Consider the following 15,220-nt stretch of genomic DNA (forward strand, 5'->3'; position numbering starts at 1 on the left):
CTTATTCTTCGGTGGTGCACATCGCGGTGACGTACTTGCGCTTGGGCGTGTCGAGGGAATCGGTCAGCCAGGCCTGCTTGGTGGCAACGTTGAAGGCGCCGGGCTTGCCCATGCCGCCGTCGGCGTCGATGGCCATCATTTCCTTCATGCACATCTTGTTGCGGTCCACGCACAGGTTCAGGATGGCGTCGTACAGGGCGGGGTCCACGGCGGCGTAGTGGCGCACGGGCTCGCGTTCGCTCGGCGCTTCGAGCTTCTTGTAGAGGTCGCGGGTGAGTTCGCCGTCCTTGCCGGCCTTGACCTTCTGGACCCACTGGTCGAAGTCGCCGTCGCTCAGGCCGTGGAACTTGAAGCGCATGCCCGAGAAGCCGGCGCCGCTGTAGTTGGCGGAGAAGCCTTCGAACTCGCCCGGCTTGTTGATGACCGCGTGCAGCTTGGTTTCCATGCCCGGCATGGCGTAGATCTGGCCGGCCAGCGCGGGGATGAAGAAGGAGTTCATGACCGAGGAAGCCGTGATCTTGAAGCTGATCGGGCGGTCCACCGGGGCCGCCAGCTCGTTCACCGTGGCGATGCCCTGCTCGGGGTAGATGAAGAGCCACTTCCAGTCGAGTGCCACCACTTCGACCACCAGCGGCTTGGTGTCCGCGGGAATCGGGCGCTGCGCGTCGAGGCGACGCAGCGGCTGGTAGGGGTCGAGCACGTGGGTGCTGATCCAGGTGATTGCGCCCAGCGCGATGATGATCAGCAGCGGTGCCGCCCAGATCGCCAGTTCGAGCTGGGTCGAGTGGTCCCAGTCGGGGCTGTAGGTCGCTTCCTTGTTCGACTGGCGGTAGCGCCAGGCGAAGAAGATGGTCAGCGCGATCACCGGGATGATGATGATCAGCATCAGCACGGTCGAGACGACGATCAGGCGTCCTTGCTGATTGGCGATGTCGCCGGAAGGGTTCATCAGCACCGTGTTACAGCCCGCCAGGAGGATGGCGGGGAGCAGCAGGAGCGATCGGCGAAGGTTCTTGAGGATGTGCATGCCGGGGGAAAAGAGGTGCGGGGGCGACGCAAAAAGACCCCACAATCTACGCTCGAAGACGGGTTTCGCCTATTGGACGTTTTGTCCTATGGCGGTAAATGTGTTTCGGTGAGACCCTATAGGCTGTCCATGATCCTATGTGTCACTTCCCGAGGTGACACCCGAATTACAGAAGCAATGACGACGTCCAGCATCAGTCCGCAAGGCGCCCAGCCGCTGCCGAACTCGCCCGAAATCGGCGCCCGGCAGGGTGACGACCACTCGCACATCGCCCCCGGCGAAATCGCGGTCGGCGTGGTCATCGGCCGCGCATCCGAATATTTTGACTTTTTCGTCTACGGCATCGCCTCGGTGCTGGTGTTTCCTGCGGTTTTTTTCCCGTTCGAGCAACATCTTGAAGGTGTTCTCTACTCTTTCCTGATTTTTTCGTTCGCCTTCATCGCGCGTCCGTTCGGAACTGTCATCTCGATGGCCATCCAGCGACGTTTCGGGCGAGAAGCCAAGCTGACCCTGGCGCTTTTCGTGCTCGGTACGTCCACCGCCGGCATTGCCTTCCTGCCGGGCTACGCCAGCCTCGGCTTCACGGCCATCGTGCTGCTGTCGGTGTTCCGTTTCGGCCAGGGCTTGGCGCTGGGCGGTTCGTGGGACGGCCTGCCGTCGCTGCTGGCGCTGAACGCACCGGCCAACCGCCGCGGCTGGTACGCCATGTTGGGCCAGCTGGGTGCACCCATTGGCTTCTTCATTGCCAGCGCACTGTTCGCGTACCTGTACTCGAGCCTGCCGAGCGAAGACTTCCTCGACTGGGGCTGGCGCTACAGCTTCTACGTGGCCTTCGCGATCAACGTGGTGGCGTTGTTCGCCCGCCTGCGCCTCGTGGCCACCGACGAATACTCGCGCCTGCTCGAAGAGCGTGAACTGGAACCCACCAGCGTGACCGAACTGGTCGGCTCGCAGGGCACCAACATCCTGATCGGCGCGTTCGCCGCGCTGGCCAGCTACGCGCTGTTCCACCTGATCACCGTGTTCCCGCTGTCGTGGATCACGCTGTACTCGGACCAGTCGGTCACCGAATTCCTGGTGGTGCAGATGGTCGGCGCGGTGCTTGGTGCCGCCGGCATCGTGGCCTCGGGCCTGCTGGCCGACCGCATCGGCCGCCGCTTCACGCTGGGCGGCCTGGCCGCCGTGATCGCGGCGTTCAGCGGCTTTGCCCCCACGCTGCTCGACGGTGGCCGCGTGGGCCAGGACATCTTCATCTTGGTGGGCTTCGTGATCCTGGGCCTGTCGTACGGCCAGGCGGCCGGCGCCGTGACCTCGAACTTCGCGCCCAAGTACCGCTACGTCGGTGCAGCCCTGACGGCCGACGTGGCCTGGCTGATCGGCGCGGCGTTCGCGCCGCTGGTCGCCCTGGGCCTGTCGGCTCACTTCGGCCTGGCCTACGTGAGCGTCTATCTGCTGTCGGGCGCTGTTGCCACCCTGGCCGCGCTGGGCCTGAACCGGGCGCTGGCGCGCGACTGATCGGCGGACCGGCGCTCTTCACCGTTCTTTCCGAAAAGGGGCCCGCGGGCCCCTTTCCCATTTCTGACGCAACGGTTGGCCCACTGGCTTAGGATTCGCCGATGTTTGCCGCCGCCATCTTCGACATGGACGGGCTGCTCATCGATTCGGAGCGCCCCATCATGGCTGCCTGGATCGAGGCAGCCCACACGCTCGACATCGAGCTTTCGCACAGCCAGTACCTGCAGGTCGTGGGGCTCTCCACCGTGGAGTCCGAGCAGATCCTCGCGTCGCTGCTGGGCGGCCCCGAGGCCTACCGCCACGCCATCGAGCATGTGCGCCGGTATCTGCAGCTCGAGCGCGCGGACGGCTCGCCGCTTTTTCCCATCAAGCCCGGCGCGGCCGAATTCCTGAGCGCCCTGCGCGAGCGCGGCATCCGCTGCGCCGTGGCCTCGTCGTCCACGCGCAGGCAGATCGAAGCCTGCCTCGGCAGCCTGGGCCTGCTGCACCATTTCTCGGCCTTCGCGGGCGGCGACGAAGTGGCGCGCGCCAAGCCCGACCCCGCGCTCTATCTGCTCGCAGCCGAACGGTTGGGCGTGGCCCCGGCCGACTGCATCGCCTTCGAGGACAGCGAGAACGGCGCCAGGTCGGCGCTCGCGGCGGGCCTGCGGGTCGTGGTGGTGCCCGACCTCAAGCATCCGACCGAAGCGATCACCGGCCAGGCGTTCCATGTGCTCGAGTCATTGCACGACGCGGTGCCGCACCTGCCGCATTGGTTCCCGCCGGCACCGGCCGAGAAGCTCGCCTGAGCAATCCCGGCCGGGCCTCGAATCAGAGGAACCCGATCGACAGCCACGGAATGGCCGCCACCGCGATGGTGCCGACCAGCAGCGCCAGCATGTAGCCGACGATGGGCCGGATGCCCGCGTCCGGCCGTACCCGCCCGATGGCGCAGGCCGCGTAATAGCCCACGCCCAGCGGCGGCGCAAACAGGCCCAGTCCCATCGACAGCACGACCACCATCGCGTAGTGCACCTCGTGGATGCCCAGCTGGCGCGCGATGGGAAACAGCAGCGGCCCGAACAGCACGATGGCCGGTATGCCCTCGAGCACCGAACCCAGCACCACGAAGGTGACCAGCGACACCGCCAGGAACATCGGCGCGCCGCCCGGCAGGCTGGCCATGGCTTCGGCCAGCCAGCGCGAGAAGCCCGACTGCGTCAGCCCCCAGGCCATGGCCGTGGCGGTGCCGATGATCAGCAGAATGGCACCCGAGAGCGACGCCGTGGCCACCAGCATCGGCCCCAGCCGCCGCCAGTCGAACTGCCGGTACACCACCAGCCCCGCCACCACCGCGTAGACGATGCCGATGGTCGACACCTCCGTCGCCGTGGCCACGCCCTCGACCACGGCGGCGCGGATGACGAAGGGCAGCGCCAGCGCGGGCAGCGCCACCAGGGCCAGCCGCATCACCTGTTTCCACGGCGGCCGCGCGACCTGGCTGAGGTCCTCATGGCGGTTGCGCATGAACACCACCACGCACAGCATCAGCCCCAGGATCACCGCCGGCAGCAGCCCGCCGGTGAACAGCGCCGCGATCGACACGCCCGTGACCGAGCCGATGGTGATGAGCACCAGGCTCGGCGGCACGGTTTCCGTCTGCGCACCGGTGGCCGCGAGCAGCGCCACCAGTTCGCCTTCGTCGGCGCCGCGCTTCTTCATCTCCGGAAACAGCGCAGGCGCGATGGCGGCCATGTCCGCCGCCTTCGAGCCCGAGATGCCCGACACCAGGTACATCGCGCCGACCAGCACATAAGACAGGCCGCCCTTCACATGCCCCAGCAGGCTGGCCAGGAACGCGACCATCGCCTTCGCCATGCCTGTCATCTCGATCAGCAGCCCGAGAAACACGAACAGCGGCACTGCTAGCAGGATGAGGTGCGACATGCCCTCGTCCATGCGCCCGATGATCACGGGCAGCGCGGTGTCGGTGGTCAGCGCCAGGTAGCCGAAGGTGCCCAGGCCGAACGCGAATGCGATCGGAATGCCGCAGAGCACGCAGGCCAGCACCACGCCGACGAAGAAGACCAGCAGGTTCAGCCGGCCCAGGTCTTCGAACACCGCGCGGCCCAGCGTGAAGGCGACGATCAGCGTGGCGACCACGGCAAAGGCCTTGGTCGAGGTCTTCCAGTCGAAGTCGCGAAACAGCCGCAGCACCGCGAACATGCCCATCAGCACCACGCCCACGGGCAGCGCCGCGGCGCGCCAGGCGTTGGAGATGTCGAGCGCCGGGGTGGTGATGAAGCGTTCGTCCGACGCGTATTCCCAGGCTGGCCACGCCACCATCGCCAGGAAGGCCAGCGCGGCATACAGCGCGATGGCCTCCGCCAGCCGCCGGCGCTGCGGCGGCAGCTTGGACACCATCGCGGTCATGCGCATGTGCTCGCCGCGCCGCAGGGCGACCACAGCGCCCAGCATCGCCAGCCAGATGAAGAGCATGGAGGCCAGCTCGTCCGACCAGATCAGCGGCTGGTGCAGCACGAAGCGGGCGACCACGCCGGCCAGCAGCACGACCACGTCGGCCAGCACCAGCGCGGCGGCCAGGCCGTCCACCAGCGCCCCGAGCACGTGCTCCGTGCGCGAGGTGAAGGACGCCGGGTTCGCCTCGTTGGCCGCATCGCCGTGGCCGTGCGGGCCCACGGGTGGGGTGTTGCCGCTCGCGCCGCCCGTCGGGGGCTCAGGCGGCCGCGCCGCCGGGCGCGGCGCGCTCATGCCAGCTTGCCCGTGCTGCGCTCCAGGAGTGCCCAGGCTTCATCGCCGTATTTCGACTTCCACTCGGCGTAGAAGCCGGCCTTGCGAAGCTGGTCGCGGAAGGCGGTGGGGTCGGGCTGGTTGATCTGCATGCCCTTGGCGCTCAATTCCTTCTGCAGGTTGGCATTGAGCTCGGCCACGTCGGTGCGCTCCCGCATGCCGGCGGCGTTGATGTGCTTGGCCACGATGGTCTGCAGGTCGGCCGGCATCTTGTCCCAGGCGCGGCGGTTGGCCAGGAACCAGAAGCCGTCCCACATGTGGTTGCTCATGGAGCAATATTTCTGCACCTCGTACAGCTTGGCGGTGGAGATGATGGCCAACGGGTTCTCCTGTCCGTCGACGATCTTGGTCTGCAGCGCCGAATACACCTCGGCGAAGTTGATCGACGTGGGGGCTGCCTCCAGCGCCTTGAACATCGACGTCCACAGCGGCGACACAGGCACGCGGATCTTGAAGCCCTTCAGGTCGGCCGGCGACGCGATCGGCTTGCTCGACGAGGTGATCTGCCGAAAGCCGTTGTCCCAGATCTTGTCCATGGCCACGATGTTGGCCTTGGCGATCTGCGTGCGGATGTGGGCGCCCAGGTCGCCGTCCATCGCCTTCCACACACTCGCGTAGTCGGGAAACGCGAAGCCCACGCCGCTGATGGAAGCCGAAGGCACCAGCGTCGACAGAATCAGCCCCGACAGCGTGAAGAACTCCACCCCGCCCGAGCGCAGCTGGCTCAGCACGTCGGTGTCGGAGCCCAGCTGGTTGTTCGGAAAAATCTGGATATCGACCTGGCCGTGGGTCTCGGCGCGGATCGCGTCGGCCATCTCTTTGGCCCGCAGGTTCATCGGGTGCGAGACGGGCAGGTTGTTGGCGTACTTGTAGTTGAACGCGTTCTTCTGGGCCAAGGCCTGGCGCAACGGGAGCGCGAGGGTGGAAGCGGCGGCTGCGGTGCGCAGGACGGTACGGCGGTTGATGTTCATTCTTTGTCTCGATGTCGTAGTTGTGTTGAATTCGATCGTCCGGGGGAAAGGAGGGCTTGGTTCAGTGCGTGGCGACCTCCCCGATCTCTCCGCGCTCCGCGAGGAGCCGTCGTATTTCGTTCTTCGTGACCTTGCCGTAGCCTGACTTCGGCAGCGAATCCCAGAAAAAGACGTGCCGCGGCCAGCGGTATCTGGCGCAGCGCCCGTCGAGGTGGGCCAGGATGTCCTCGGGCGTCGGCACCTCGTCGTGCCCGCACACCAGCACGGCCACGCCCACCTCGCCCCACTTGGCGTCGGGCACGCCCAGCACGGCCGCCTCGCGCACCGCGGGGTGGGTCAGCAGGATCTCTTCCACCTCGCGCGGATAGACGTTGGAGCCGCCCGAGATGTACATGTCCGACTCGCGGCCGGTGATGTAGAGCAGCCCCTGCGCGTCCATGCGGCCCAGGTCGCCGGTGTGGAACCAGCCGCCGCGCAGCGCCTTGGCGGTGGCCTCGGGGTTGTTGAAGTAGCCCGCGAACACGGCCGGGCCCCGGCAGCAGATCTCGCCCACCTCGCCGGCGGGCAGGCGCTGCATGTGCGCATCGAGGATGGCCACTTCCATGCCGGTGCGCGGCCGGCCGCACGAACCGACGTGCGCGTTGGCGTCTGCATCGTCCGGCGAGTGCATCGACGGCGGCAGCACGGTGATGCAGCCGGTCACCTCGCCCAGGCCGAAGTACTGCACCAGCACCGGCCCGAGCTTCTGCAGCGCGCGCTTCTGGTCGGCGCGGTACATCGGCGCGCCGGCATAGATCAGGTAGCGCAGCGAGCGGTGGTCGAACTCGTCGACCGAGGCGTCTTCCACCAGCATCTTGACGATGGTCGGCACGGTGAACACGTTGCTCACGCGGTGCCGCTCGACCAGCGCCCAGAAGGTGCGCGGCTCCAGCCGGTCCGAAGGTGGCAGCACCGTGGCCGCGCCGCGTGCCACGTTCAGCAGCGCATGGATGCCCGCGCCGTGCGACAGCGGCGCCACGGCGATGGAGCAGTCTTTCTCCGTGGTGCCGGGAATCAGGTCGGCCAGGTGGTTGGTGACCACGAAGGCGAGCTGCCCGTGCGTGAGCACGGCCGCCTTGGGCTTGCCGGTGGTGCCCGAGGTGTAGAAGTACCAGGCCGGCGTATCGGCCTGGACATCGGCCACGGCCTTGGGCGCGCCGGCATGCGCGGCCAGCAGCGGCTCGTAGCCGTGCTCACCCTGTCGCGGCGTGCCGATGGTGACGACCTGCGCAAGGTGCGCGCTGGCGCCACGCACCGCATCCACATGGGCCGCGAAGCAGTCTTCGGCCAGCATCACCGTCGCTTCGCTGGCGCTGCCCAGGTAGGCCACCTCGGGCGGCGTGAGCCGGAAATTGACCGGCACCCAGACCACACCCAGCCGGAACGCGGCCCAGCAGCTTTCGAACAGCGCGAGGTTGTTGCGCGACTGCACCAGCAGCTTGTGGCCCGGCCGCATGCCCAGTGCGTGCAGCGCCTGCGCCAGTGCGTCGACGCGCTCGTCGATCTCGCGCCAGGTCCAGCTGCGCTCTTCGAGGATCAGGCCGGGGCGCTGCGCAAACAATGCCGCCGTCTGCGACAGCAGCACCGACAGGTTCGCCGCATGGGCCTGGCTCACGCCGCCTCCAGCACGCTGAGGTAGTTGGCGACGGCCGCCCCGCCCATGTTGAAGACCGCGCCCGGCTTGCCCGTGCCCACCTGCATGTCGCCGGCCAGCCCGGTGAGTTGCATGGCGGCCATCACGTGCTGCGAGACGCCCGTCGCGCCGATCGGATGGCCGCGCGACTTGAGGCCGCCCGAGGGGTTCACCGGCAGCCTGCCGTCCTTGCGCGTGACGCCGTCGAGGATCGCGCGCGCGCCCTGGCCGTGCGGCGCCAGCCCCATCGCCTCGTACTCCAGCAGCTCGGCGATGGTGAAGCAGTCGTGCGTTTCCACGAAGCCCAGGTCGTCGAGCTTGAGGCGGGCGGCTTCGAGGCCCCGGTGCCACGCGAGCGCCGCGCCCTCGAAGCGCGTGGGGTCGCGCCGCGACAGCGGCAGGTAGTCGTTGACCTGCGTGCGCGAGCGCCAGCGCACCGCGGGCACCTTCGCCGAAGCCAGCGGCGCGGCCGAAATGACCAGCGCCGCCGCGCCGTCGGAGACCAGCGAGCAGTCCGAGCGCTTCAGCGGCCCGGCGACGAACGGGTTCTTGTCGGAGGGGTTGCGGCAGAAGTCGAAGCCCAGGTCGCGGCGCATGTGCGCATAGGGGTTGTGCGTGCCGTTGGCGTGGTTCTTGGCCGCGATGGCGGCCAGCGCGTCGCTCTGGTCGCCGAAGCGTTCGAAATAACCGCCGGCGATGTTGCCGAACACACCCGCGAAGCCCGAGGGCGTGGCGCCTTCTTCCTTCACGTAGGAGCAGCGCAGCAGCGTCTGCGCGATGACCGGGCCGGGCACCGCGTTCATGATCTCGAAGCCCACCACCAGCGCATGCCGCACGCGGCCGCTGGCCACCGCGTCCAGCGCGGCCCAGATCGCGGCCGAGCCCGTGGCGCAGGCGTTTTCCAGCCGCACCGCGGGCACATGGCGCAGCCCCGGCACCGCCAGCGCCACCAGCGAGGCGCTGAAGTCCTGCGGTACGAAGCCGCTGTTGAAGTGGCCCACGAAGATGCCGTCGATGTCGCCGGCTTCCAGCCCCGCCGTCGCCAGCGCGGGCTCGACCGCGTCGCGGATCAGTTGCTCGCTGTCGGCCGCGTCGAGCTTGCCGAAGGGCGTGTGGCCCCAGCCTGTGATGAAGGTGTCGTTGCGCATGATTGGCCGTTCCTCATGCGTGGTCGGCAGGTGCCGCGGACCCGCCGCGGCGCAGCGTCGGCAGGCCCACGCCTGCGGCATCGAAGCCCCCGTCCACCGCCAGCACCTGGCCGTTGATGAAGCTGGCTTCGTCGCTGCACAGGAAGCCCACCGTGTTGGCCATTTCCTCCACGCTGCCGTAGCGGCCCAGCGGAATGGCGTCGTAGTAGTCGGAGCGGATGGCCACGCTGTGGACCAGCTTGGCCATCTCGGTGTCGACCGGACCGGGCGCGATCACGTTCACGCGCACGCCCGCATTGCCGAGTTCGACCGCGTACTGCTTCGTCAGGTGGATCAGCGCCGCCTTGCTGGTGCCGTAGGCCACGCGCAGCGTGCTGGCCCGCAGCCCGGAGATCGACGCCACGTTCACCACCGCGCCGCTGCCGGCCTTGACCATCAGCGCGCCGAAGGCCTGGGTGCACAGGAAAGCGCCGTCCAGGTTGGTGCCCAGCACCGTGCGCCAATCGGCGAAGGTGGTTTCGGCAACGCGCTTGAACACCGCCACGCCGGCGTTGTTGACCAGCGCGTCCACGCGGGCGAAGCGGTCGATCACGGCCTTGGCCGCGGCCTCGACCTGCAATGGGTCCGACACGTCGCAGTGCACGCCGAGCACGCGTTCGGGCTGCGCGAGCTTGCTCACGGTGATGTCGAGCGTGGCGTGGTCGTTGTCCAGCAGCGCGACCCGATGGCCGTGCGCGAGGAACCATTGCCCGATGGCCAGGCCGATGCCGCGTGCGCCGCCAGTGACGACTGCGACGCGAGAGGAGGAAAGATCTGTCATGGATGTCTTCGGTGTTGCGGGTTCAGGAATCGTCGGAAGGAAGCCACTCCTCGAGCGTGATCTCGAAGGTGACGCACACGGTGTTGGCGCCGGCCACGAAGGGCCCGCCGTAGACACGGCCCTGGGTGTCGGCCACCACGCCGGTCAGCGCCGCGCGCAGCGTGCCGTCGGGCTGGCGCCGCACCTCGCCGGCCAGGCTGACGACCTCCACGGCGGGGCCGCGGATCACCTGGCAGGAGCCGTCGGGCCGCTCCAGGCAGGCGTCGATCAGGCTGCCCAGCGCGCCGCGTACAAAGGCGTTGCCGAAGCCCTCGGCCACGCAGAGCTTCTCGACGCTCTGCATCAGGTCTTCATTGGGGCCGATGCGTGCGTAGGCCACGCGGCCCATGCGGCCGCGTTCGATCAGGCGCACATCAGACATGGGCGGCCCTTGCTTCGGGCCGCATCAGGGGCATGCGTGTTTCTTCGTCGTAGGCCACGCGCAGGTCGAAGCTGTCCAGCGCGGTGACCACTACGGTCACGGGCGCGGGCCCGACGACGGTGCGCTCCGTCAGGATGTGGCCACCGCGCACCCGCCCCTGCGCTTCGCTGAACGCGCCGTGGCAATGGACGATGGCGGCGCCGCCGGCGGAGCGGCCCAAGGTGGCGTTGCCGAAGATCAGCCGCGCATGGCGCAACTGCTCGGGGGCGCCGTAGGTGGCGAGCACGCGGCCGGTGGGGTCGGGCAGCGCCATGCAGAAGCTCAGCCGGTCGAGTTCGCCGCCCAGCAGCGTCATCGACGCGCTGGCTACGTTCTCGGCGGCCAGTGCCCGCACGAGGCTGTCGTGCAGCGTGCCTCCCGCGGGCAGCGAGAGGCGAAAGTGCCGGCCCTTGTCGGCGTGCATGTGGTTGATCCGCACGGGCCCGTACGGGCCAGGGTGAACCACGGTGCGTGCTCGTGGCAGGCCCGTCGTTTTCTGAATCGTCACGTTGTCTCCTTGCGCGCCGACAGGGGTAACGCCGGCGCAGCGGGACAAAGTCTAGGAGTGGAAATCCATAGCAACAAATCTACAATTCATATAGATCAATACAGGATTCAGATCGATGGAGCTGCGTCATCTGCGCTGCCTGGTGGCCGTGGCCGAGGAACTGCACTTCGGCCGCGCCGCCGAGCGGCTGAACCTGTCGCAGCCGCCGGTGAGCCTGGCGATCAAGGAGATGGAAGACGAACTGGGCGTGGTGCTGTTCGAGCGCACCTCGCGCCGCATCGCGATCACCCAGGCCGGCGAAGAGGCGCTGCGCGACGCGCGCGCGGTGCTGGGCGGGCTGGAAACCCTGCGCCGGCGCGCCCAGGATGCGGCCGCCGGCGTCATGGGGTCGATTGCCGTCGGCTTCATCAGCCTGCCGGCCTACACCTTCCTGCCGCCCACCTTGCGGCAGTTCACCGAGCATCACCCCAAGGCCACCGTCGCGCTGCGCGAGGGCATCACCGAGCAGATCGTGGCCGACGTCGAATCCGGCCGCCTCGACGTGGGGCTGGTGCTCCAACCCGCGGAAATGCCCGCCACGCTGGGCTCGCGGCTGGTGCAGAAAGACGTGCTGATCCTCGCGCTGCCCGAGGCGCATCCGCTGGCGCGCCCCGGCAACGTGGCGCTGGAGAACTTCTCCGGCGAGCGCTTCCTGGGCTTCGAGCGCCACATCGGGCCGCAGATGTTCGATGCCATCGTCACCACCTGCATGCGGCGCGGCTTCAGCCCGCTCATGTTTCCGGCGCGGCAGATGAACACCATCGTCAGCCTGGTGTCGGGCGGCGTGGGCGTGGCCCTGGTGCCGGCCTGCGTGAAGGCATTGCACCGCGAGGGCGTGGTGTTCCGCCCGCTCAAGGGCGAAAAGACTTCCGTCGACACGCTGGTGGTCTGGCGCAAGACGGACGAGTCGCCGCTCGTGAAGGCGCTGCTGGCCCTGCTGCCCACGCTCGACGAGGCGCCGGAAATGCGTGCCGCGTCGACCTTCGCCCCGATCTGAGCGGGGCCGCTCAGAGCACTTCGTCGCGCAACTGCGGGAACACCTTCGACACCTTCGCGAGCAGGTAGTCGCCGTAGCGGCCGCTGAAGGCGTGCACGTTGGCGCGGTCCCAGCGCTCGGCGCTGTCGTCCAGCGCCTCGGCGCCTGCAAGGCCTTCGATGCGCTGCACGCGCGCCTCGAAATTCGGATCGAAGAACAGCGGAAACGACAGCCGGTCGCGGCCCGAGGTGTTGCGCTTGACGCGGTGCGGCGTCGACTTGTAGAGCCCGCCGGTCATGCGGTCGAGCATGTCGCCGATGTTGCAGATGAACGAGCCAGCAATCGGCGGCGCGTCGATCCAGCCGCCCGGCGTGTGCACGGCAAGGCCGCCCACGTTGTCCTGGTGAAGGATGGTGAGCAGGCCGTAGTCGGTGTGCTCGCCCACGCCCCATTGCACGTCGAGCCCTTCGGGCACGGGCTGCGAGGGGTAGTTGAAGAGGCGGAACAGGATGAGCGGATCGGCCGTGTAGCGCTCGGCGAAGTACGTTGCCGGCAGGCCGAGGCTGAGCGCGATGCCTTCCATCAAGCGGTGGCCAAGCTGCGTGACGGCCGTCATGTAGCCGAGGATGGTCTCGCGAAAACCCGGCACGTCGGGGAACAGGTTGGGCCCGTGCACCGGCGTCTTTGCCTGCACCAGCGGGTGCGAGGCGGGCAACTCGGTGCCGAGGTACAGGCCTTCCTTCCAGTCGGGCCGGCCCGAGGTCAGCTCGCCACCGAGCGGGAAGAAGCCGCGCCATGCACGGCCACCCAGCGCCATGCGCCACTGCATCTTGGTTTCTTCGGGCAGGCTGAAGAACCGGTGGCTCAGGTCTTCGAGCCGCTGCACCAGCGCCGCATCGACGCCATGACCCGTGACATAGAAGAAGCCATGCGCGCGGCAGGCGGCGCCGATCTGCGCGGCCACGCCATCGCGTGCCGCCGTGCCGGCCACGAGCGGGGCAACATCGATCACGGGCAGCGAGAGGAGGTCGGAAGAAGTGGTGGTCATGGTCGTCGTGGAAAGCATGTCATGCGCCGTGCGCGAACGGCGAGCGGATGTCCGAAAGGAACTGCTGCGCGCGGGGATGCTGCGGGCGATTGAAGAAGTCGTCGGGCGTGGCGCGCTCCAGCACCTTGCCCTCGTCCATGAAGAGCACGCGGTCGGCCACTTCGCGCGCAAAGCCCATCTCGTGCGTGACGCACACCATGGTCATGCCGTCGCGCGTGAGGTCACGCATCACCAGCAGCACCTCGCCGACCATCTCGGGGTCGAGCGCGCTGGTGGGTTCGTCGAACAGCATCAGCGGCGGTTGCATCGCGAGCGCACGCGCGATGGCCACGCGCTGCTGCTGGCCGCCCGACAGCTCGCTCGGCCAGGCGTCGGCCTTGTTCGACAGGCCCACGCGCTGCAGCAGGGCCATCGCGCGGTCTTCGGCTTCCTTGCGCGAGAGGCCCCGCAATTGCATCGGCGCCATCGTGCAGTTCTGCAGCACTGTGAGGTGCGGGAACAGGTTGAACTGCTGGAACACGAAGCCGATGCGCGAGCGGAAGGCATTCACATCAGTACCCGGCGCGTGGATGTCCTTGCCCTCGAGCAGGATGCGGCCCGACTGGATCGGCTCCAGCCGGTTGAAGGTGCGGATCAAGGTCGACTTGCCCGAGCCCGACGGCCCGCACACGACCACCACTTCGCCCTTGTGGATGGTCTCGGTCACGTCGACCAGCGCGTGGTAGCTGCCGTACCACTTGTTGACTTTTTCGAGTTCGATCATGCGGGCACCTTGGCGGTAGAAGCGGCGGTCGAGAGGCCGCGGCGCGCGAGCCGGCGCTCCAGCCAGTAGGCGAAGCGCGACAGGCCGAAGCACAGGATGAAGTAGGTCAGGCCCAGGATCAGGTAGATCTGCGCCGGCTTGGTGAACACCTGCGTGTTGATCTGCGTCGCGATGAACGACACCTCGGCCAACCCGATGATGTAGCCCAGCGAGGTCTCCTTGATGGTCGAGACGAACTGGTTCACCAGCGAAGGCAGCATGCTGCGCAGCGCCTGCGGCAGCACCACGAGACGCATCGCGCGGCCATAGCTCAGGCCCAGCGCGCGGGCGGTTTCCATCTGGCCGCGCGGCAGGCCCTGGATGCCGGCACGCACGATCTCGGCCAGGTAGGCGGCGTCGAACACCACCAGCGCGATCAGCATGGTGGTGAACTGGTCGGTCTTGATGCCGGTCACGCTGGGCAGGAAGAAGTAGGCCCAGAAGATCACCATCAGCAGCGGCAGGCCGCGCACCACGAACACGAAACCCGTGACCGGCCAGCGCAGCCAGCGCCATGGGCTCACGCGCGCCAGGCCGAGCGCGATGCCCAGCGGCAGCGCCAGGATCAGCCCGCACGAGGCCAGCAGCAGCGTGAGCACGAGGCCGCCGAGCGGCCCGTTCGGGTACTGCCCGATGAGGAAGTAGACCCAGTAGTCATTGATGATCTGCAGCATGCCGGCTGTTCCGTCAGATGGTCCGCACCGGGAAGCGGTGCTGATACCAGGTCGCCAGCCCGGTGATGACCAGCGACACCGTGAGGTACGCCGCGCTCGCGAACGCGAAGGACTCGAAGCTGCGGAAGGTCGCGCTCTCCACCTGGCCGGCCTGGTACATCAGCTCGGCCACGCCGATCACGGTGGCGATGGAGGTGTTCTTCCACAGGCTCAGCGTCTGCGAGATCAGCGGCGGAATGGTCACGCGCAGCGCCTGCGGCAGCACCACGCGGCGCATGGTGGCCAGGTAGCTGAAGCCCATCGCGCGCCCGGCCTCGAACTGCACCGTGGGAATCGCGCGGATGCCGCTGCGGATGTCTTCCGCCATGAAGGCGGCGGTGTAGAGCGCAAGCGCGATCACCGCGCTGAAGGCCTCGATGTGGCCGGCATAGAGCCATTGCTTGATGCCCTCCGGCAGCAGCTCGGGCGCACCGAAATACCAGAACAGCATGTGCGCGAGCAGCGGGATGTTGCGGATCGATTCGACATACGCAAAGCCGAGCCAGCGCAACGGCGCGAAGGGCGAAAGCCGCAGCAGCGCCACCACCAGCGCGATGGGCAGCGCGAGCACCAGGGCGGCGGCGAGCAGTTGCAGCGAAAGCAGCAAGCCCGCGACCAGCATGTCGTGGTACTTGCCGGTCAGCAGCAAGGAATAGTCGAACAAGGGCATGGGGGGCGACAGTATCACCGTCGCGAGGGAATCTTCTCCCTCCCCCGTTGGGGGAGGGTGA

15 protein-coding genes are annotated in these 15,220 nt (G+C 67.9%); 3 read left to right on the forward strand and 12 right to left on the reverse strand.

Annotation, left to right across the window (positions count from 1 at the left end):
• Nucleotide 1: 1 nt before the first annotated feature.
• Nucleotides 2–1,027 carry a ubiquinol oxidase subunit II gene (gene cyoA, locus BLQ28_RS07870; protein ID WP_093238193.1) on the reverse strand — a complete coding sequence of 342 codons (1,026 nt, stop codon included), beginning with the start codon at nucleotides 1,025–1,027 and terminating at the stop codon, nucleotides 2–4.
• 177 nt (nucleotides 1,028–1,204) lie between these two features.
• Here cyoA and BLQ28_RS07875 point away from each other — a divergent pair, with 177 nt between their 5' ends.
• Complete coding sequence (locus tag BLQ28_RS07875) at nucleotides 1,205–2,542, forward strand: MFS transporter (RefSeq protein WP_093238195.1); 1,338 nt, start codon at nucleotides 1,205–1,207, stop codon at nucleotides 2,540–2,542.
• A gap of 101 nt (nucleotides 2,543–2,643) precedes the next feature.
• A complete protein-coding gene (locus tag BLQ28_RS07880; RefSeq protein WP_093238196.1) occupies nucleotides 2,644–3,330 on the forward strand; it encodes an HAD family hydrolase in 687 nt (228 codons plus the stop codon).
• A 22-nt stretch (nucleotides 3,331–3,352) separates the two neighbouring features.
• Here BLQ28_RS07880 and BLQ28_RS07885 read toward each other — a convergent pair whose 3' ends face one another.
• The 7 genes from BLQ28_RS07885 to BLQ28_RS07915 form a co-directional block, all read right to left on the reverse strand.
• Nucleotides 3,353–5,293 (reverse strand): TRAP transporter large permease, encoded by a 1,941-nt coding sequence (locus tag BLQ28_RS07885; protein WP_093238198.1) that lies wholly within the window; start codon nucleotides 5,291–5,293, stop codon nucleotides 3,353–3,355.
• Nucleotides 5,290–6,303, reverse strand: coding sequence for a TRAP transporter substrate-binding protein (locus tag BLQ28_RS07890; protein ID WP_093238199.1), 1,014 nt, complete (start codon nucleotides 6,301–6,303; stop codon nucleotides 5,290–5,292). Before BLQ28_RS07890 ends, BLQ28_RS07885 begins: the two co-directional genes overlap by 4 nt.
• Nucleotides 6,304–6,364: 61 nt before the next feature.
• Nucleotides 6,365–7,957, reverse strand: coding sequence for an acyl-CoA synthetase (locus BLQ28_RS07895; RefSeq protein ID WP_093238201.1), 1,593 nt, complete (start codon nucleotides 7,955–7,957; stop codon nucleotides 6,365–6,367).
• On the reverse strand, nucleotides 7,954–9,123 hold the full coding sequence (locus BLQ28_RS07900) for an acetyl-CoA acetyltransferase (protein ID WP_093238202.1): 1,170 nt from the start codon (nucleotides 9,121–9,123) through the stop codon (nucleotides 7,954–7,956). The genes BLQ28_RS07895 and BLQ28_RS07900 overlap by 4 nt, the downstream gene beginning before the upstream one ends.
• Before the next feature lie 13 nt (nucleotides 9,124–9,136).
• On the reverse strand, nucleotides 9,137–9,943 hold the full coding sequence (locus tag BLQ28_RS07905) for an SDR family NAD(P)-dependent oxidoreductase (RefSeq protein WP_093238204.1): 807 nt from the start codon (nucleotides 9,941–9,943) through the stop codon (nucleotides 9,137–9,139).
• 22 nt (nucleotides 9,944–9,965) lie between these two features.
• Entirely contained in the window at nucleotides 9,966–10,364 is a 399-nt protein-coding gene (locus tag BLQ28_RS07910; RefSeq protein ID WP_093238206.1) for a PPC domain-containing DNA-binding protein, read from the reverse strand.
• The gene (locus tag BLQ28_RS07915) at nucleotides 10,357–10,911 is read right to left on the reverse strand and encodes a PCC domain-containing protein (RefSeq protein WP_256327217.1); all 555 of its coding nucleotides are present in this window, start codon (nucleotides 10,909–10,911) and stop codon (nucleotides 10,357–10,359) included. Before BLQ28_RS07915 ends, BLQ28_RS07910 begins: the two co-directional genes overlap by 8 nt.
• 115 nt (nucleotides 10,912–11,026) lie before the next feature.
• Between BLQ28_RS07915 and BLQ28_RS07920 the strand changes: the two genes are divergently transcribed.
• On the forward strand, nucleotides 11,027–11,947 hold the full coding sequence (locus BLQ28_RS07920) for a LysR substrate-binding domain-containing protein (protein ID WP_093238207.1): 921 nt from the start codon (nucleotides 11,027–11,029) through the stop codon (nucleotides 11,945–11,947).
• Between the two features lie 10 nt (nucleotides 11,948–11,957).
• Here BLQ28_RS07920 and BLQ28_RS07925 read toward each other — a convergent pair whose 3' ends face one another.
• Genes BLQ28_RS07925 through BLQ28_RS07940 form a run of 4 tightly spaced genes read right to left on the reverse strand, consistent with a single transcriptional unit; the run spans nucleotide 11,958 to nucleotide 15,159 of the window.
• Entirely contained in the window at nucleotides 11,958–12,992 is a 1,035-nt protein-coding gene (locus BLQ28_RS07925; protein WP_176801046.1) for an isopenicillin N synthase family dioxygenase, read from the reverse strand.
• Between the two features lies 1 nt (nucleotide 12,993).
• Nucleotides 12,994–13,737: an amino acid ABC transporter ATP-binding protein gene (locus BLQ28_RS07930; RefSeq protein WP_093238209.1), complete on the reverse strand. Its 744-nt coding sequence runs from the start codon at nucleotides 13,735–13,737 to the stop codon at nucleotides 12,994–12,996.
• Nucleotides 13,734–14,450, reverse strand: coding sequence for an amino acid ABC transporter permease (locus BLQ28_RS07935; protein ID WP_093238210.1), 717 nt, complete (start codon nucleotides 14,448–14,450; stop codon nucleotides 13,734–13,736). The genes BLQ28_RS07930 and BLQ28_RS07935 overlap by 4 nt, the downstream gene beginning before the upstream one ends.
• A gap of 13 nt (nucleotides 14,451–14,463) precedes the next feature.
• The gene (locus BLQ28_RS07940; RefSeq protein WP_093238212.1) at nucleotides 14,464–15,159 is read right to left on the reverse strand and encodes an amino acid ABC transporter permease; all 696 of its coding nucleotides are present in this window, start codon (nucleotides 15,157–15,159) and stop codon (nucleotides 14,464–14,466) included.
• Between the last annotated feature and the right edge of the window lie 61 nt (nucleotides 15,160–15,220).

Origin of the sequence: Variovorax sp. EL159 (assembly GCF_900100965.1) — a bacterium.
Taxonomy (GTDB): Bacteria; Pseudomonadota; Gammaproteobacteria; order Burkholderiales; family Burkholderiaceae_C; genus Variovorax.

What these genes read in the sequence shown, in the direction of transcription:
- BLQ28_RS07935 (WP_093238210.1), bottom strand. Translation starts at nt 14,450, where the DNA reads ATGCTGCAGATCATCAATGACTACTGGGTCTACTTCCTCATCGGGCAG.
- BLQ28_RS07900 (WP_093238202.1), bottom strand. Translation starts at nt 9,123, where the DNA reads ATGCGCAACGACACCTTCATCACAGGCTGGGGCCACACGCCCTTCGGC.
- BLQ28_RS07930 (WP_093238209.1), bottom strand. Translation starts at nt 13,737, where the DNA reads ATGATCGAACTCGAAAAAGTCAACAAGTGGTACGGCAGCTACCACGCG.
- BLQ28_RS07940 (WP_093238212.1), bottom strand. Translation starts at nt 15,159, where the DNA reads ATGCCCTTGTTCGACTATTCCTTGCTGCTGACCGGCAAGTACCACGAC.
- cyoA (WP_093238193.1), bottom strand. Translation starts at nt 1,027, where the DNA reads ATGCACATCCTCAAGAACCTTCGCCGATCGCTCCTGCTGCTCCCCGCC.
- BLQ28_RS07875 (WP_093238195.1), top strand. Translation starts at nt 1,205, where the DNA reads ATGACGACGTCCAGCATCAGTCCGCAAGGCGCCCAGCCGCTGCCGAAC.
- BLQ28_RS07920 (WP_093238207.1), top strand. Translation starts at nt 11,027, where the DNA reads ATGGAGCTGCGTCATCTGCGCTGCCTGGTGGCCGTGGCCGAGGAACTG.
- BLQ28_RS07925 (WP_176801046.1), bottom strand. Translation starts at nt 12,992, where the DNA reads ATGCTTTCCACGACGACCATGACCACCACTTCTTCCGACCTCCTCTCG.
- BLQ28_RS07885 (WP_093238198.1), bottom strand. Translation starts at nt 5,293, where the DNA reads ATGAGCGCGCCGCGCCCGGCGGCGCGGCCGCCTGAGCCCCCGACGGGC.
- BLQ28_RS07890 (WP_093238199.1), bottom strand. Translation starts at nt 6,303, where the DNA reads ATGAACATCAACCGCCGTACCGTCCTGCGCACCGCAGCCGCCGCTTCC.
- BLQ28_RS07910 (WP_093238206.1), bottom strand. Translation starts at nt 10,364, where the DNA reads ATGTCTGATGTGCGCCTGATCGAACGCGGCCGCATGGGCCGCGTGGCC.
- BLQ28_RS07880 (WP_093238196.1), top strand. Translation starts at nt 2,644, where the DNA reads ATGTTTGCCGCCGCCATCTTCGACATGGACGGGCTGCTCATCGATTCG.
- BLQ28_RS07905 (WP_093238204.1), bottom strand. Translation starts at nt 9,943, where the DNA reads ATGACAGATCTTTCCTCCTCTCGCGTCGCAGTCGTCACTGGCGGCGCA.